This window comes from Streptomyces sp. NPDC088350, assembly GCF_044753545.1.
Lineage (GTDB): Bacteria > Actinomycetota > Actinomycetes > Streptomycetales > Streptomycetaceae > Streptomyces.
Genome location: NZ_JBIVNL010000001.1, coordinates 78,185 through 92,339, shown reverse-complemented (window position 1 = coordinate 92,339; position 14,155 = coordinate 78,185). Strand labels below are relative to the sequence as shown.

12 protein-coding genes are annotated in these 14,155 nt (G+C 71.1%); 6 read left to right on the top strand and 6 right to left on the bottom strand.

Annotation, left to right across the window (positions count from 1 at the left end; genetic code table 11):
- Positions 1–318: 318 nt before the first annotated feature.
- Complete coding sequence (locus tag ACIQBL_RS00440) at positions 319–1,815, bottom strand: MFS transporter (RefSeq protein ID WP_401935246.1); 1,497 nt, start codon at positions 1,813–1,815, stop codon at positions 319–321.
- A 100-nt stretch (positions 1,816–1,915) separates the two neighbouring features.
- Here ACIQBL_RS00440 and ACIQBL_RS00435 point away from each other — a divergent pair, with 100 nt between their 5' ends.
- Positions 1,916–2,884 carry a helix-turn-helix transcriptional regulator gene (locus tag ACIQBL_RS00435; protein ID WP_401935244.1) on the top strand — a complete coding sequence of 323 codons (969 nt, stop codon included), beginning with the start codon at positions 1,916–1,918 and terminating at the stop codon, positions 2,882–2,884.
- A 78-nt stretch (positions 2,885–2,962) separates the two neighbouring features.
- Here ACIQBL_RS00435 and ACIQBL_RS00430 read toward each other — a convergent pair whose 3' ends face one another.
- Both ACIQBL_RS00430 and ACIQBL_RS00425 read right to left on the bottom strand, forming a co-directional pair.
- Complete coding sequence (locus ACIQBL_RS00430) at positions 2,963–3,601, bottom strand: TetR/AcrR family transcriptional regulator (RefSeq protein ID WP_401936948.1); 639 nt, start codon at positions 3,599–3,601, stop codon at positions 2,963–2,965.
- 501 nt (positions 3,602–4,102) lie between these two features.
- Positions 4,103–5,101 carry an RNA polymerase sigma factor RpoD/SigA gene (locus ACIQBL_RS00425; protein ID WP_401935243.1) on the bottom strand — a complete coding sequence of 333 codons (999 nt, stop codon included), beginning with the start codon at positions 5,099–5,101 and terminating at the stop codon, positions 4,103–4,105.
- A 170-nt stretch (positions 5,102–5,271) separates the two neighbouring features.
- On the opposite strand from ACIQBL_RS00425, the gene ACIQBL_RS00420 reads away from it, so the two are divergent.
- Positions 5,272–5,820, top strand: coding sequence for a GNAT family N-acetyltransferase (locus ACIQBL_RS00420; protein ID WP_401935241.1), 549 nt, complete (start codon positions 5,272–5,274; stop codon positions 5,818–5,820).
- A gap of 51 nt (positions 5,821–5,871) precedes the next feature.
- On the opposite strand, the gene ACIQBL_RS00415 is transcribed toward ACIQBL_RS00420, so the two are convergent.
- Complete coding sequence (locus ACIQBL_RS00415) at positions 5,872–6,663, bottom strand: dioxygenase (protein WP_401935239.1); 792 nt, start codon at positions 6,661–6,663, stop codon at positions 5,872–5,874.
- Between the two features lie 124 nt (positions 6,664–6,787).
- Here ACIQBL_RS00415 and ACIQBL_RS00410 point away from each other — a divergent pair, with 124 nt between their 5' ends.
- A complete protein-coding gene (locus ACIQBL_RS00410; protein ID WP_401935237.1) occupies positions 6,788–7,315 on the top strand; it encodes a MarR family winged helix-turn-helix transcriptional regulator in 528 nt (175 codons plus the stop codon).
- 112 nt (positions 7,316–7,427) lie between these two features.
- Here the strand turns inward: ACIQBL_RS00410 and ACIQBL_RS00405 are convergent, their stop codons facing one another.
- Positions 7,428–8,999, bottom strand: a complete 1,572-nt coding sequence (locus ACIQBL_RS00405) for an MFS transporter (RefSeq protein ID WP_401935235.1) — start codon at positions 8,997–8,999, stop codon at positions 7,428–7,430.
- Between the two features lie 160 nt (positions 9,000–9,159).
- On the bottom strand, positions 9,160–9,804 hold the full coding sequence (locus ACIQBL_RS00400; protein WP_401935233.1) for a TetR/AcrR family transcriptional regulator: 645 nt from the start codon (positions 9,802–9,804) through the stop codon (positions 9,160–9,162).
- A 274-nt stretch (positions 9,805–10,078) separates the two neighbouring features.
- On the opposite strand from ACIQBL_RS00400, the gene ACIQBL_RS00395 reads away from it, so the two are divergent.
- From ACIQBL_RS00395 to ACIQBL_RS00385, 3 genes are all read left to right on the top strand, one after another.
- Positions 10,079–11,362, top strand: a complete 1,284-nt coding sequence (locus tag ACIQBL_RS00395; RefSeq protein ID WP_401935231.1) for a M6 family metalloprotease domain-containing protein — start codon at positions 10,079–10,081, stop codon at positions 11,360–11,362.
- Between the two features lie 98 nt (positions 11,363–11,460).
- Positions 11,461–13,113, top strand: a complete 1,653-nt coding sequence (locus ACIQBL_RS00390) for an IclR family transcriptional regulator C-terminal domain-containing protein (RefSeq protein WP_401935229.1) — start codon at positions 11,461–11,463, stop codon at positions 13,111–13,113.
- An 85-nt stretch (positions 13,114–13,198) separates the two neighbouring features.
- Positions 13,199–14,122 carry a helix-turn-helix domain-containing protein gene (locus ACIQBL_RS00385; protein ID WP_401935227.1) on the top strand — a complete coding sequence of 308 codons (924 nt, stop codon included), beginning with the start codon at positions 13,199–13,201 and terminating at the stop codon, positions 14,120–14,122.
- Positions 14,123–14,155: the final 33 nt, after the last annotated feature.

Genomic DNA, 14,155 nt, shown 5'->3' with positions numbered 1-14,155 from the left:
AATCCCGACTGACGGACAACGGGATCATTGCCCGGTCCCGCTCCGCCCGCCCTCCCCCTCACCCGTCCCTCACCATGTCAGTTTCCTTGCGGGACAGGCGAGTTGGGCGCGCGTGCCACCCCGAAGCGAGAGCGTTCACCCGGTAAGCGACCCTTCCGCTACGCGGTGTGACGTGCGGCGCCGCCCGCGCCGTCGGATCTGCCCGGCGTACGCCTCCCCCCGCGCACCGGCGTACGCCAACATCCGACCGGACACATCGAGCGCCCCGCCCCCGGTACGACCTCGGGGCGGGGCGCTCTCCTGCGATGCCGAAGCGTGTCAACTCCCTTCGGGCACCGCTCCCTTGGCACTCCTCCCCGGCAACGCGAACATCAACAGGAAGATCACCCCCATCACCGCCGCCACCCAGACCAACGCGTGCTGGAACGCGTTCACGAACGCCGGGCCGACCTCCGCCGGGGTCAGCCGGTCGCCGATGGCGCCGAAGAAGACCACGGACACCAGCCCGAGCCCCAGCGCGTTGCCCATCTGCTGCACGGTGTTGATGAGTCCGGACGCGGAACCCGCGTGCTCGCGCGGCACTTCGGAGAGGATCGTGTCGGTCAGCGGGGCGAAGATCAGGCCCATGCCGGCGCCCATCACGACGAGCGGGAGCGCCATCTGCCAGGAGGCGATGGCCAGTTGGTACCGGTCGGACTCCCAGAGGTAGAGCAGCACGCCCGCGGCCATCACCAGCGCACCGGCCTGGAGGACGTTGCGTCCGCCGACACGCGGGACCAGTTTCTGGACGGACATCCCTGCGGCCACCGAGACGGCGACCGAGAACGGGACTCCGGTCAGTCCGGCCCGCAGCGGGCTCCAGCCCAGGCCGATCTGCATGTACAGCGTCCAGACGAGGAAGAAGATGCCGAGTGCGACGCCGAACACGGTCTGCACGGCGATTCCGGCCGCGAAGCTCTTCACCTTGAACAGGGAGAGTTCGACGAGCGGGGAGCCGTCCCGCGCGGCCTTCCGCTTCTCGTACGCCACCAGGCCGACGAAGACGCCGAGCGAACCGGACATCGACACGAACCCCCAGGCGGGCCAGCCCAGTTCGTCGCCCCGGGTGAGGGGATAGAGCAGCATCAGCAGCCCGAGGGTGACCAGGGCGACGCCGACGAGGTCCAGCTTCAGCGCGCGCGGCGCCTTGGACTCGGTGATGAAACGGCTGCCGAGGATCAGGCCGGCGATGCCGACGGGCAGGTTGATGAGGAAGATCGGGCGCCATTCGAGGCCGAAGAGGTTCCACTCCGTCAACAGGGCGCCGAGCAGCGGGCCGGAGACCGCGCCCAGGCCGACGATCGCGCCGAACAGCCCGAACACCTTGCCCCGCTCGTGCGCCGGGAAGGTGGCGTGCACGATCGACAGCACCTGCGGCACCATCATCGCGGCCATCCCGCCCTGGAGGAGGCGCGAGGCGACCAGCATCTCCGGGTTCGCGGCGAAGCCGCACAGCGCCGACGCGAGCGTGAAGCCGCCGATCCCGACGAGGAACAGCCGCTTGCGGCCGTAGATGTCACCGAGCCGCCCGCCGGTGATCAGCCCGGCGGCGAAGGCCAGCGCGTAACCGGCCGTTATCCACTGGATCTGGCTGAAGGAGGCGCCCGCGTCCCGCTGGATGGACGGGATCGCGACATTGACGATCGTGACGTCGACAAGGTCCATGAAGGCCGCGGTCATCACGATCGCGAGGGCGAACCAGCGCCGCCGGTCGGCCACGGCGGCCACGGGAACCGCGGGTGCCGGGCTGTCCACAAGGGTTTCGGTGGAGGTCATGGCGTGAAGCTACGACCCCATTAGGTCAGATCGTGTCCTACTTCTGCGGCATCCTCGAATCCACGATGCCGACGGAGAACTTCATGACTACGGAGAGCCCATGACCACGGACACCCCCGCCCGGCTCCTCCAGCTCCTCTCCCTCCTCCAGACGCCCCGCGAGTGGCCCGGCGGTGAGCTGGCGGACCGGCTCGGGGTCTCCCGGCGCACGGTCCGGCGGGACATCGACCGGCTCCGGGAACTCGGCTATCCCGTGCAGGCGACGCTGGGCGCCGACGGCGGCTACCGGCTGGTCGCCGGCAAGGCGATGCCGCCGCTGGTGCTGGACGACGAGGAGGCGGTGGCGATCGCGGTCGGCCTGCGCGCGGGCGCCGGGCACGCGCTGGAGGGCGTGGACGAGGCGTCCGTACGGGCACTGGCGAAGCTGGAACAGGTACTGCCCGCACGGCTGCGGCACCGGGTCGCCACCCTTCAGGCCGCCACGACCCCGCTGACCAGTGGCGACGGCGCGAGCATCGCCCCCGAGACGCTGACCGTGATGGCGTCGACGGTGGCCGGCCGGGAGCGGCTGCGGTTCGCGTACCGTGCCGGGGACGGCACCGAGTCCCGCCGCGTGACGGAACCGTACCGACTCGTCTCCACCGGCCGCCGCTGGTACCTCGTCGCCTACGACCTCGACCGCGAGGACTGGCGGACGTTCCGGGTGGACCGGGTGAGCGAGCCGTTCGCGACGGGGGCGCGATTCGCTCCGCGGGAGCTGCCGACGGGGAGTGCGGCCGAGTATCTGCGGCAGTCGATGTACCGGCGGCAGGAGACGTACGACTTCTCCGTGACCTTCGCCGCCCCCGCCGACGTCATGGCGACCCGCGTCCCGGCCTGGCTCGGCACACCGGAGCCCCTCGACGCACACAGCTGCCGCCTGCGGGGCACGACCGGCGACGCGGTGCGCTGGCTCGCGGTACGGCTGGCGATGCTGGAGTGCGATTTCACGGTGGAGGGGCCGGAGGAACTGGCGCGGTGTGTACGGGAGTTGGGGGAACGGCTCAGTCGGGCGGGCGGCGGGAGCTGAACCCCACCGCCCTCAGGAGCGCACCCCCGCGCACCTCACTACCGCACCCCGCTCACCTCACAGCGCGCCCGTCGTACCTCACAGCGCGCCCCGCGCCGCCCCCAACTCCGCCCAGGGGAAACTCCGCAACGCCCGCAGGTTCCGCAGCGCCAGTTCCGCCGGTCCCGCCGCCGAACCTCCCTCCTTCTCCCCCTCCGCCTCCCCCGAAGCCCACCCCTCGACAGCCGTCCGTACGGCCGCACTCGCGACGGCGGCGGCGAAGCGCAGCTGCGGGGAGGTCACGGGCAGAGGCCGGCCGGCGAGGGTGGTGTCGCCCTTGGTGATCCGTTCCGCCAGCACCTCGCCCAGGGTGCGTTCCGAGGTCTGGCAGACCTCCGCCCACACCCGGCGCAGGGCGGGGCTGGACTCCGCCAGGCCGATCAGGGGGCGCAGCCAGGTCCAGGAGTTCATGGAGACGCCCACCCCGGGGGTCAGGGTGTGGCGTACCCCGTGTTCCAGGGCCTCCGGTACCGACAGTGCGGGCGGGGCCGCGCGGACCGCCTCCGCCCAGCGCTCGGCGCCGGCCGCGTAGAGCGGGGCGACGGCCTCTTCCTTGGTGGCGAAGTAGCGGTAGAAGGTGCGGGGGGCGATACCGGCGGACTGGGCGATGTCCTCGGCGCGGGTGGCCCGCAGCCCGTGTCGCACGAAGAGTCCGGCCGCCGCCCGGGCGATCACCATCCGGGTCTCGGCCTTGCGCCGCTCGGTCAGCGAGAGCGGTGCGGAGGGCGAGGCGGTACGGGAGTCCGGTGCGGGGGTGGGGCTGCTCACATCGGCAGGCTATGCCTCTGTGGCACAATCTGCCATTCGGCGGGCCACCCCGGAGTTCAGGTACGGGGTGCCCCGCCGTCCCGGCATGTCCGCACCTCACCCGTCCCGTGCGGAAGAAAGACACCGGGCTCCGACGCCTGGGGGGACAGACGCCGAAGCCCGGCTGGGAGAGTCCCGGCGCCGGGGGGGGGATTGCGTCGGGACTTGGCTCAGGAGGTCTCGGGGCAGCGCCCCGGACCTGAACTCCTGGGCCCTGGAGTCTTGTTCCCAGGGCACAGGAGGTTGAAGCGGCGGTACACGGCCATGTTCACGCCGTCTCCCGCCACCCGGCGTACGCGGACCGGCGCGCACCGATCTCGTGCGCGCCCCCGCGTCCAGCGGTGAGGCCGGAATCCGGAGCCGTGGGGCCGCTTACGCCGCCGCGTCGAAACCGGTCTGGCTGGCCAGCTTCTTCAGTTCCAGCAGTGCGTGCTTCTCGATCTGGCGGATGCGCTCGCGGGTCAGGCCGTGCTCCTTGCCGACCTCGGTGAGCGTGCGCTCCCGGCCGTCCTCCATGCCGTAGCGCATCTTGATGATGGACGCCGTGCGCTGGTCGAGGCGGCCGATCAGGTCGTCCAGTTCCTCGCTGCGCAGCAGGGTCATCACGGACTGCTCGGGCGAGACCGCCGAGGTGTCCTCCAGGAGGTCACCGAACTGCGTGTCGCCGTCGTCGTCCACCGACATGTTCAGCGAGACCGGGTCACGGGCCCAGTCCAGGACGTTCGTCACGCGCTCCGGGGTCGTGTCCAGCTCGGCGGCGATCTCCGCGTGCTCCGGCTCCCGGCCGTTCTTCCGGTTGAACTCGCGCTGCACGCGGCGGATCCGGCCCAGCTCCTCCACCAGGTGGACGGGGAGCCGGATGGTCCGGGACTGGTCGGCGATCGAGCGGGTGATGGCCTGGCGGATCCACCAGGTCGCGTACGTCGAGAACTTGAAGCCCTTGCGGTAGTCGAACTTCTCCACCGCGCGGACCAGGCCCGCGTTCCCCTCCTGGATCAGGTCGAGCAGGGGCAGGCCGCTACGGGGGTAGCGGCGGGCCACGGCCACGACCAGGCGGAGGTTGGACCGGATGAAGACGTCCTTGGCACGCTCCCCTTCGGCGACCAGGGCCTCCAACTCGGCGCGGGTGGCGTCCGCCTGGGACTTCTCCTCGCCGTCGAGGACCTGGCGCGCGAACACGCCCGCTTCGATGGTCTGTGAGAGCTCGACTTCCTTGGCGGCGTCGAGCAGCGGTGTGCGCGCGATTTCGTCGAGATACATGCCGACCAGGTCGCGGTCGGCGATCTCGCCGCCATGGGCGCGAACACTGCGCGCCACGCCGGAGGTCTCGCCGGAGGCGGACTTACGACGGGCGACGGCACGGGTTGCCATGCGTGCTCCCTTGCGATGGTGGGTCAGCAGGTGTTCGTCGGATGGCCTGGCACTCTTCTCGTGTGCCCTCCATCTGATGGAAACAACGACTGGAATCCGGACAGAATTCCCAACCCGCTCCCCTATTTTTCTGATCTTGCAGTACCCTGTCCGGCCACAAGGGGGTAACGATGCCGTCGGAACACACAGAGGTGCAGGTCAGGCCAGGAGTCGAGAGCGACCTCGACGCCCTCACCGACATCTACAACCACTACGTACGCGAGACGCCGATCACCTTCGACACCACCGCCTTCTCGCCGGAGGAGCGCCGCCCTTGGCTGCTCTCCCACCCTGAAGACGGTCCATACCGGCTGAAGGTTGCCGCGGACGGGACCTTCCCAGGGAACTCACAGCGAATCCTCGGCTACGCCACATCCAGCCCTTACCGGACGAAGCCCGCCTACTCGACCTCGGTCGAGGTCACCGTCTATCTCGCCCCGGACTCCCCCAGAGGGGGCACCGCCAGGGGCCGCGGTATCGGCACGCTGCTCTACAAGGCGCTGTTCGAGTCCCTGGAGACCGAGGACGTGCACCGGGCGTACGCGGGCATCGCACAGCCCAACGAAGCGTCCACGCGGCTGCATGAACGCTTCGGCTTCCGGTACATCGGCACCCACCGGGAGGTGGGCCGCAAGTTCGGCCGCTACTGGGATGTCGCCTGGTACGAGAAGGAGTTGTAGCTCCGCGAGCGGACGGGAACGGGCGGCGACGGACGGCAACGGACGGGAACGTCAGCCGAACTGCACCGACCGCTTCGCCATCCCCATCCAGAACCCGTCGATCACGGAGTGCTGCGTGTCCAGCTCGCCGCCGGCCTCGGCCGCGCCCATGGTGACGAACAGCGGGGCGAAGTGCTCGGTGCGCGGGTGGGCGTAGCGCCCGGCCGGTGCCTTGTGGAGGAAGTCCAGCAGGCCGTCCCAGTCCCGGGCCTCCAGCGCGCGCCGGCCCCAGTCGTCGAACTCGGAGGACCAGGTGGGCACTCCCCCGCCGGTGTGGCGCAGCGCGGCCAGGTTGTGGGTGAAGAAGCCGGAGCCGACGATCAGGACGCCCTCGTCGCGCAGGGGTGCCAGCTTGCGGCCGATCTCCATCAGCTTCACCGGGTCGAGGGTCGGCATCGACACCTGGAGGACGGGGATGTCGGCGGCCGGGAACATCTCGACGAGCGGGACGTACGCCCCGTGGTCGAGGCCGCGGTCGGGGACGTCCTGCACGGGGATGCCCGGGGCGCGCAGCAACTTCCGTACGGACTCGGCGAGTTCGGGGGCGCCCGGGGCGTCGTAGCGGACCTGGTAGTAGTGCTCGGGGAAGCCCCAGAAGTCGTAGACGAGGGGGACCGGGTCGGTGGCGCCGAGGGCGAGGGGGGCCTCCTCCCAGTGGGCGGAGACCATGAGGATCGCCTTGGGGCGGGGGAGGTCGGCGGACCAGGCGGCGAGTTCGCCGGGCCAGACGGGGTCGTCCGCGAGGGGCGGCGCGCCGTGGCTGAGATAGAGGGCGGGCATGCGCTCCGGTGCGGCGGTGGACATGACGGTCACTCCCCAGGTTCGGAATCCGCGCTCGGACTCGATGCTTGAACTCTCAAACTTCCTGAGCGACAGCTTACGCCCCATTTGTTTAACCTTCAAGGAGAGCTCTCGTACAGTGGAATACATGAACACGGCACCCGCACCCGCTGACGAAGCGGCCCCCGCTGACGAAACCCGCTGGCTCACCACCGAGGAACAGCGCGTCTGGCGCTTCTACGTGCAGGCGAGCACCCTCCTGGAGGACCACCTGGACCGCCAGCTCCAGCGGGACGCGGGCATGCCGCACGTCTACTACGGCCTGCTCGTCAAGCTCGCCGAGGCGCCGGGCCGGCGGCTGCGGATGACCGAGCTGGCCATGTACGCGAAGATCACCCGCTCCCGTCTCTCGCACGCGGTCGCGCGGCTGGAGAAGAGCGGATGGGTGCGCCGCGAGGACTGCCCCTCCGACAAGCGCGGCCAGTTCGCGGTGCTGACCGACGAGGGCCACGGGGTGCTCAGCCGCACCGCGCCGGGCCATGTGACCGCCGTACGGCAGGCGGTGTTCGAGCGGCTGACCCCGGAACAGCAGAAGTCCCTCGGCGAGATCATGGAGATCGTCGCCGAGGGACTTCAGCCCAACGAAGCGGGCGCGGACCTGCCCTGGCTCCGCTGAGCCGCTCAACTCAGCGGGGAGCCAGGGCAGTTCCTGGGGATCGTACGTACGGGGCGTCCCCTTCCCCGTACGTACGGATGGTGCGAAGGGGGTACGACCGGGCCGGGCGTCGTCAGTGGGCGACGACCGGGACCTTGAACTCGTCCTCGACACCGTCACCGGAGGCGACCGGGTCGGAACCCTGCGCGCCCGCGTTGACGAGGACCCCGACGAGCACGGCGGCCGTCACCAGCATGCCGACGGCGAACCAGATGGCGTTGGTGTAACCGTGCACCTGGCCCTGCAGCTGGATCAGCTGCTGCTGGGTCTTGGACGTACCGGCGCCGGCGATGTGGTCCTTGATGTACGCGGTCGTCGCGGACGCGGCGATCGTGTTCAGCAGGGCCGTACCGATCGCGCCGCCCACCTGCTGCGAGGTGTTGACCATCGCGGAGGCGACACCCGCGTCCCGGGGCTCGACGCCCAGGGTGGCCAGGGACATGGCCGGCATGAACGCCGTACCCATGCCGAGACCGAGCAGCAGCATCGCGGGCAGGATGATCGAGGCGTACGACGAGCCGATCTCCAGCTGCGTCATCAGGAGCATGCCCACCGCGGCGACCAGGAAGCCGGGACCCATCAGCAGACGGGCCGGCAGCCGGGTCATCAGGCGGGTGCCGATCTGGGTCGAGCCGACCATCATGCCGACGATCATCGGCATGAAGGCGAAGCCGGTCTTGATCGGCGAGAAGCCCTTGACGACCTGGAGGTAGTAGGTGAGGAAGAGGAACGTGCCGAACATCGCGATGATGGCGATGCCGAGCGAGAGGTAGATACCGCCGCGGTTGCGGTCGGTGACCACGCGCAGCGGCAGCAGCGGGGCCTTGACCTTCGCCTCGACGATCACGAACGAGACCAGCAGGACGGCCGACGCGATGAACAGCGCGATGGTCGAGGAGTCGCCCCAGCCGTCGGTCTCGGCGCGGGTGAAGCCGTAGACGAGGGAGACCAGGCCGAGGGTGGACAGGAGGACACCCGGGATGTCGAGCGGGTTGCGGTTGCGGCCGCCCTCCGGCTCACGGATGACGAAGTACGCGCCGAGCGCGGCCACGATCGCGAACGGGATGTTCACGAAGAACGTCCAGCGCCAGTCCAGGTACTCGGTCAGCACACCGCCGAGGATGAAGCCGACGGCGCCGCCGCCACCGGCGATCGCGCCGTAGATGCCGAACGCCTTGGCGCGCTCCTTGGCGTCCGTGAACATCACGGCGAGCAGGGAGAGCGCGGCGGGCGCGAGCAGTGCGCCGAAGGCGCCCTGGAGGGCACGGGCGCCGAACATCATGGCGCCGGTGGTGGCCATACCGCCGAGCGCGGACGCGGCGGCGAAGCCGGTCAGACCGACGACGAAGGCGCGCTTGCGGCCCCACAGGTCGGCTATCCGGCCGCCGAAGAGCAGCAGACCGCCGAAGGCGAGGGCGTAGGCCGTGACGACCCACTGCCGGTTGCCGTCGGAGATGCCCAGGTCGGTCTGGGCGGACGGGAGGGCGATGTTCACGATGGTCGCGTCGAGCACGACCATCAGCTGGGCGAGCGCGATGAACGCGAGCGCTTTCCAGCGGTTGGCATGGGCTTCGTGCTCGACGGCCGCGGAGGCCTTGTCGCCCTTGTCGAGAGCGCCTGGGGCGCTTCGGGCTGTTTCAGACATGGTGGTACCCACTTCGGGACTTCGTGACGGAAAAATACGGAAGAAGGACGTGATCGGGGACGGCTCGACGCCCGTAGCGGGCTGCTACGGCGACGAGAGCCGGAAGCTTGTCGTTGAGACGGTCGTGACGCTCTGAACTGATCGGCGCCGAACTGATCGGTCAGGGCTGCCGGAGATCCTCCATGGTCGCGGCCGTGCCGGGCAGGACCGAACGGGCCGGGGCCCGCAGTCCGTCCAGGAACAGCTGCAGGTGTCGGTGTACGAAGCGGTCGGCGCTGAGGCAGCCGGTGCCGGCCGGGGGCCGGCTGAGCTGGGCCACGGCGACCATCACGTCACCGACACCCACGTCCGGGCGGAGCTGCCCGGACCGCCTGGCCCGCTCCATCATCTCGTCGATGAGCTGCTCGACCCGCTGCCGCGCGGCTTCCAGATCCGGGTGGAACTGGTCGAACGTGCTGGAGATCATCGGGCACAGCGCGCTGATCCGCTCGTCGGCGGCCACGTGCACGAAGCGCTCCAGACCGGCGAAGGCGTCGCCGGTCTCGGCGAGCGCCTGCTCGGCGGTCTCCGACAGACGGTCCATGACCGAGCAGACGACCTCGCGGACGAGGGCGTCGCGGTCGGGGAAGTTGCGGTAGAGCGTGGCGTTGCCGACGCCGGCCCGGCGGGCGATCTCGTCGAGCGGCACATCCTGGCCGAACTCGACGAACATCTCGCGGGCGGCGGTGACGATCCGCTCCCGGTTGCGCAAAGCGTCGGCGCGCGGCCGGGTCACCTTTCGCTGTACGGGGGTCGCGGTCGTCACGGTCAACTCCTTGAGTTACGGGGGCGATCCGGGGAAGGACTCCCCGTTTCGCTCGGACACATGGCTAAACGGGGAAACGGTCCCCGGTTATTTCCCGCTCAGTGGGACATTTCATGTGACCTGGGTCACATCTCGTTGGGACCCTTCCGCGCCCTCCCCGACCAGAACCACACGGTCGGTCTCCTCCAGCGCGCGCCCTCGCACCGCACGACACAGGGTGATCGAAAGGGTGCAGCCGGAGACCGGCGGCTGCCGTGGCGCGAAGGGTCCCTGCATGCAGCCCAGCCGTCGGATACGCCCGCGCCGCGTGGCCGCCCTCGCGTCCGTGACCGCCCTGACCCTCGCGGTCAGCACCTCGGCCGGCACCGGACACCTCACCCCGGGCGCCATGACGGCGGCGGGCCCGGTCGCGCTCGCCCGCACCTCCGCGCTCGGCCCCTGCATGATCAGCGGCCCCCTCGACACCGAGATGTCCGAGGGCATCCCCACCCCCGGCGGCTACTCCCGCTCCACCGGCACGGTCCACGCCCTGACCCTGATGGTCGACTTCTCCGACGCCCCCGGCCAGGGCACCGCCATGGACCGCTACCACGAGTTCTTCCCCCAGACCCAGGAGTGGTTCGCCGCCAGCTCCTACGGCCGCCTCGACTACCGCCCCGAGACCCCGGTCGACCACTGGCTCCGCATGCCCAGGCCCTTCAAGTCCTACGGCATAGAGCGCGGCGCGCCCTTCGACCCCGGGTACCGGCGGCTGGTCCAGGACATCGTCGCCGCGGCCGACCCGACCGTGGACTTCCGCCAGTACGACCTCCTGAACGTCCTGGTCACCCCGAACGCGGGCCCCTCCGCCCTGGACACGGTCCTGTCGGTGACGTTCGCGGGCAACACCGAAGCCCCGGTCGCGGACGGCGTCCCGGTCTCCAACGCCTCGTTCGTCTACTCCCGCCAGGACGACGGCTCCGGCACCTACTCCCGGACCGGCTACCGCGTCCTCCCCCACGAGAACGGCCACGTCTTCGGCCTCCCCGACCTCTACACCCAGGAGGGCGGGGGCGCGGTCGGCCACTGGGACATCATGAGCGAGGACTGGGGCGCCGACAACGACCTCCTCGGCTGGCACAAGTGGAAACTTGGCTGGCTCGACCCGTCCCAGGTCGACTGCGCGCCGAACAGGGGCACTTCGGAGTACACGCTGACCCCACTGGAGCGGCCGTCCACCGACGGCACGAGGCTGATCGTCGTCCCGCTCTCCCGACGGACCAGCTACGCCCTGGAGGTCCGCACCCACGAGGGCAACGACGAGGCGGTGTGCCGGCCGGGGGTCCTCATCTACAAAGTGGAGGCGGACGTGGACACGGGCATGGGGCCGGTGAAGGTGTACGACGCGCATCGGGACAGCGGGGGGTGCACGCGGAGTCCCAATGTCCACGCCGAGCTGTCGGACGCGCCGTTCGGGGTCGGGGAGACGTTCCGGGATCCGGTGCGGGGGGTGGGGGTCGCGGTCACCGGGGTGGACGCGGCCGGGGACTATCGGGTGACGGTGACACGGACGCGGTAGGGGGCGAGGGGCGAGGGCCCGCCGTAGAGCGGTCGGCGCTGCGGGCGTGCGGCGCGGGCTTACGGTAGGGCTGCCGAGATCGCCGTACCGGAGAATCGATGTCCGCTGACACCACGCTGGACGACCCCGCCGTCGCCGTGCCCGCCGAGGCGATCGCCCCGTTGATCCGGGGGGTCGCCGTGCTGCGGCACCTGACCGACGCGGGCGGCGTGTCGAGTCTCAGCGGGCTCGAACGGGGCACGGGGCTGGCCCGTTCCACCGTCGACCGGATCACCGCGACGCTCGCGCGGATGGGATACGTCCGTCTCGACGGGCGGGACGCGGTTCTCGCCCCTCGGCTGATGGAACTCGGCAACGCCTATCTCGCCGCCCTGCGCCTGCCGGCCGTGCTGGACGCCCGTGCGGACGCGCTGGCAGACGAGTTGGACGAGTCGGTGTCGTTGGCCGTGGCCGACCGGGACGGTATCCGCTTCATCCACCAGGCGACCCGCCGCCGTGCGATGTCCCTGAGCTTCCGCATCGGCGACCTGCTGCCGGCCGAACGCACCGCGCCGGGGCCGCTGTTCGCGACGGAGTGGACGGACGCGGACTGGCGGCGGTGGCGGGAGCGGCGGGCGGCGGACCCGGAGGACAGGGGGTTCCCGGCCGTCCCGGTACGTTCGTCGCCGCCCGGACCCGACTTCGAGAGGTCGGCCGTACAGGCGCGCGAGGACGGCTGGGCCCTCGACGACCAGCTCATCGAACCGGGGCTGGTGGCGGTGTCCGTGCCGGTGCGTGACCCTCGTACCGGCACGATCGCGTGCGTGGCGAGCGTCGTGAGCCACACGAGCCGGCACACGGCGGAGGACCTGCGGAACACGCTGTTGCCGCGGCTGCGCGCGGCGGTCGCGGCGATGGAGGACGATCTGCGGGAGACGCCCCAGGGGGAGTCCGTCGCCGCGCCCTCCGGACTCGCGACCTGGACGGGGGCCTCGAAGCAGGAACTGGGGCGGGAGTTCGTCGAGTCCCTGGCCCGCGGACTGACGGTCCTCACCGCCTTCGGCGAAGGCCGCGCCGAACTGACCCTGACGGAGGTCGCCCGGGCGACGGGACTTGCACGGGCGACGGCCCGCCGGGCGCTGATCACGTACGAGCACCTGGGCCTGGTCGCCCCGTCCGGCGACCGCCGCTTCACCCTCACCCCCCGGGTCCTGTCCCTCGGCTTCCCGCCCCTCTCCCGTACGACCCTCCCCGACCTGGCGCTCCCCCACCTCACCGCCCTCGCGACCCGCATCCACGAGTCGGCGTCCCTGGCGATCCTGGTCGGCGACGACATCCAGTACACGGCCCGGGTCGCCACGAGCCGCGTGATGAGCGTGAACATCGCCGTCGGCACCCGCTTCCCGGCGTACGCGACGGCACTGGGCCGCGTACTCCTGGCGGACGCGCCGCAGACGGACCGGGACCTGCGTCCGCTGACCCCGCACACGCTGACGGACCCGGCGGCGCTGGCCACGGCCCTGGCGACGGTCCGCTCGCAGGGCTACGCCCTGGTCGACGAGGAGCTGGAGGTGGGCCTCCGCTCGGTCGCCGTACCGGTCCGCGACCGCACGGGCCGGGTCGTCGCCGCCCTGAACACGGCGACCCATGTGTCCCGCCGCACGGTCGAGGAGTACGTCCACGACATCCTCCCCGAGCTGACGACGGCCGCGCGCGCCGTCGAGGCGGACCTGAGGGTGGCGGGGCGGTTCACACGGGTGCCCTTGTCCTGACCCGGGCGCCGGGGAGCCGGACCGGCCGGTGCCTATCCACAGCTGGGGCAGGCTGGGCGTTTCGCGTCGGCCCATACTCGGATCCATGACCGGAAAATCGCAGCTCGGGGACTTCCTGCAGGCGCGGCGCTCCCAGTTGCGTCCCGAGGACGTCGGGATGCCCACCTACGGGGAGCGTCGGCGTGTGCCGGGTCTGCGGCGCGAGGAGCTGGCGCTGCTGGCGGGTGTGAGCGCCTCCTACTACACCCGGCTTGAGCAGGGGCAGTCACTGAGCGCGTCGCCCGAGGTGCTGGACGCGATCGCCGGGGCGCTGCGGCTGGACGAGTCCGAGCGGCGGTATCTGCGCGACCTGGTCCGGGTGGACAGGCCGCGCACCCGTGGTCGGCGGCCCGCGCCGGAGCGGGTGACGGAGGCGACGGCCCAGCTGCTGGACGTGCTGGCGGGCGTTCCCGCGATCGTGCTCGGCCGGCGCGGTGACGTGCTGGCGTGGAACGGCCTGGGGCACGCGCTGTTCGCCGGGCACCTGGACCCCGGCGCCCCCGACCGGCCGGCGCGGCGTCCCAACATGGCCGCACTGGTGTTCCTCGACTCCCACACCCGCGACCTGTACGCGGACTGGCCGGGCAAGGCCAGGGCGGTGGTGGGGAATCTGCGCCTGGTGGCGGCCCGGCATCCGCAGGACACGGCGTTGCACGCGCTGCTGGGTGAACTGAGCGCGAAGAGCGGTGAGTTCGCCTCGCTGTGGGCCGACCACCGGGTCAAGGCGTGCACCGTCGCCACCTACGAGATGCGGCACCCGCTGGTCGGCCCGCTGACCGTCGTTCAGCAGACCCTGAGCCACGGGCCGGGCCCCACCACGGTGGTCGCCACCACGGAGCCGGGCTCGGCCTCACGGGCCGCGCTGGCCCTGCTCGCCCAGAGCACCGTCCCGACCATCCCGACCGACCCGACCATCCCGACCGACCCGACCGACCCGACTCGGACGGGGTCCTGGGCGAGCACTGCCTGAACCAGCACCGTGCCACCGGCCGCCGCGGGCGCT

Excerpts from the sequence above, each read along its gene's own strand:
- ACIQBL_RS00420 (WP_401935241.1), top strand. The coding sequence starts at position 5,272 with ATGCCGTCGGAACACACAGAGGTGCAGGTCAGGCCAGGAGTCGAGAGC.
- ACIQBL_RS00415 (WP_401935239.1), bottom strand. The coding sequence starts at position 6,663 with ATGTCCACCGCCGCACCGGAGCGCATGCCCGCCCTCTATCTCAGCCAC.
- ACIQBL_RS00410 (WP_401935237.1), top strand. The coding sequence starts at position 6,788 with ATGAACACGGCACCCGCACCCGCTGACGAAGCGGCCCCCGCTGACGAA.
- ACIQBL_RS00405 (WP_401935235.1), bottom strand. The coding sequence starts at position 8,999 with ATGTCTGAAACAGCCCGAAGCGCCCCAGGCGCTCTCGACAAGGGCGAC.
- ACIQBL_RS00385 (WP_401935227.1), top strand. The coding sequence starts at position 13,199 with ATGACCGGAAAATCGCAGCTCGGGGACTTCCTGCAGGCGCGGCGCTCC.
- ACIQBL_RS00390 (WP_401935229.1), top strand. The coding sequence starts at position 11,461 with ATGTCCGCTGACACCACGCTGGACGACCCCGCCGTCGCCGTGCCCGCC.
- ACIQBL_RS00425 (WP_401935243.1), bottom strand. The coding sequence starts at position 5,101 with ATGGCAACCCGTGCCGTCGCCCGTCGTAAGTCCGCCTCCGGCGAGACC.
- ACIQBL_RS00435 (WP_401935244.1), top strand. The coding sequence starts at position 1,916 with ATGACCACGGACACCCCCGCCCGGCTCCTCCAGCTCCTCTCCCTCCTC.
- ACIQBL_RS00395 (WP_401935231.1), top strand. The coding sequence starts at position 10,079 with ATGCAGCCCAGCCGTCGGATACGCCCGCGCCGCGTGGCCGCCCTCGCG.
- ACIQBL_RS00430 (WP_401936948.1), bottom strand. The coding sequence starts at position 3,601 with ATGGTGATCGCCCGGGCGGCGGCCGGACTCTTCGTGCGACACGGGCTG.
- ACIQBL_RS00440 (WP_401935246.1), bottom strand. The coding sequence starts at position 1,815 with ATGACCTCCACCGAAACCCTTGTGGACAGCCCGGCACCCGCGGTTCCC.